The 2,226-nt window shown below is 33.6% G+C and carries 1 protein-coding gene; it reads left to right on the top strand.

What is annotated here, in order from left to right:
* Positions 1–2,226 (top strand): condensation domain-containing protein (locus BVC87_RS22920; protein WP_143569899.1); only part of this gene is annotated, 2,226 nt, incomplete at both ends.

The raw sequence follows: 2,226 nt of genomic DNA on the forward strand, positions 1-2,226 counted from the left end.
CAAACGTTTGGTAGGTTATGTAGTAAGTGAAGGTGATTTTGATAAAGAAACTGTTCAATCAGAGTTAAAGGAAAGTTTACCAGAATACATGGTTCCTAGAGTTTGGGTTGAGTTAGAAGCGATGCCATTAACTTCAAGTGGGAAGTTAGACAGAAAGGCTTTACCAGAGCCAGATGGTTCATTACTATCAACAAAGGAATATGTAGCACCAAGAAATAAAGTAGAAGCAGATATTGCAAGGATTTGGCAAGAAGTTTTAGGATTAGACAAAGTAGGGGTTTACGATAATTTCTTTGAATTAGGCGGGCACAGTTTGTTAATGGTTCAGGTAAATGCAGGTTTACAAAAAGCGGGGCATCATATCACAGTAAAAGATATTTTTTCTAACCCTACAGTAGCTGAAATTAGCAAGAAAGTATTTGAAGAAACACTAGTATACACAGTCCCAGAAAATGGAATAAAGATTAACACTAACTATATAACTCCAGCAATGGTCCCATTATTAGAAGTTAATCAAGAGAACATAGATACTATTGTGGCAAATATTCCAAGTGGAGTAGAAAATATTCAAGACATCTATCCATTATCGCCATTACAAGAAGGAATGCATTTCCATTACTTGATGAGTAAAAAGGATCAAGGAGATCCTTATATTATGTCAAACTTGCTATCGTTTGAAAACAAAGAAAAACGAAATTCTTTTATAGAAGCATTACAATTCGTAGTCAATCGTCACGATGTATTGCGTACTTGTATCATAAGCGAAGGACTTCCAAATGCTGTTCAAGTAGTATTAAGAGAAGCTCAATTGAAAGTAGAAGAACTAGAAATAGAAAGCTCTAAGGAGGTATTACCAGAGTTAGAATTACTTAGAACTCCAGGAAATCAAAGAATGGATATTTCTAAGGCACCTTTACTCGCATTAAAATCGGCAGATGATCTTGTAAATGAAAAATACTACTTGCTTGTTAATCAACATCATTTAGTATTAGATCATGTGGGTATGGAGAAAATAACATCAGAAGTGATGTCATATCTATCAGGACAACAGTCAAATCTTCCTGATCCTGTTTTATATAGAGATTTTATCGGACATACTTTACATGCACAAACTAATAACGATAGTGAATCTTACTTTAAAAACTTATTAGGAAATATTACTGAACCTACCTATCCATTTGAATTGTCGGATACCTTAGGAAGTGGTAGTAATATCAATGAAGAGGAAATGATTTTACCTACAGAATTAAGTAAGAGAATTCGCAGTGTTTGTATTGAATTAGGAATGAGTCCTGCAGTTTTATTTCATGCTGCTTATGGATTAATTATAGGGAAATGTAGTAACAGCGATTATGCTGTTTTTGGAACCTTATTTTCAGGACGTTTACAAGGAGTTCTAGGAGCTACAGATTCTTTAGGACTATTTATTAATACGTTGCCATTCTTTACAGAATTAAAAGGGAGCATCACTGAATATATCCAGAAAGTGAAAAAAGGTTTACATGAGTTATTACCTTATGAGCAAACACCTTTATCAAGTGTTCAAAATTGGAGTAATATTTCTAATGAAGTTCCATTATTTAGTGCCTTATTAAACTTTAGACATTCCTTAGATCCAAGAGAATCAGAAGATAATTCAGTAACTGCTGATTTAGGAATTACATTGCTTGATGGACATGAACGAACTAATTATCCATTTACTTTAAATGTTGATGATTATGGAGTTGATTTTGGGCTAACAGCTCAATTGGAAGCAAGCATTGAACCAGAGCGTATTCTTTCTTATATAGAGATAACTTTAGTACAGCTACTAGATGGCTTAAATAATGAAATGTACGTTGAAAACATTTCGATAGTATCACCAGAAGAAGAACAAGAAATATTAGAAGTATTTAATGATACAACGTTAGCTTATCCATCAGAAAAAACAGTTGTTGAGTTATTTACAGCTCAAGTTGAAAAAACACCAGAAGCGGTTGCAATTTCTTTTGAAGGAACAACACTAACATATGCAGCATTAGATCAGCGTTCAAATCAATTAGCTCATTATTTACGAGATCAAGGCATACAACCAGATATGTTGGTAGGTATTTGCATGGATCGTAGTTTAGAATTACTCGTTGGAATTTTAGGAGTTTTAAAATCAGGAGGCGCTTATGTTCCTATTGATTCAGGCTATCCAGAAGAACGTATTGAGTACATGCTGAATGATGCTAGTATCAATTT

Origin of the sequence: Tenacibaculum agarivorans (assembly GCF_001936575.1) — a bacterium.
Classification (GTDB): Bacteria; Bacteroidota; Bacteroidia; order Flavobacteriales; family Flavobacteriaceae; genus Polaribacter; species Polaribacter agarivorans.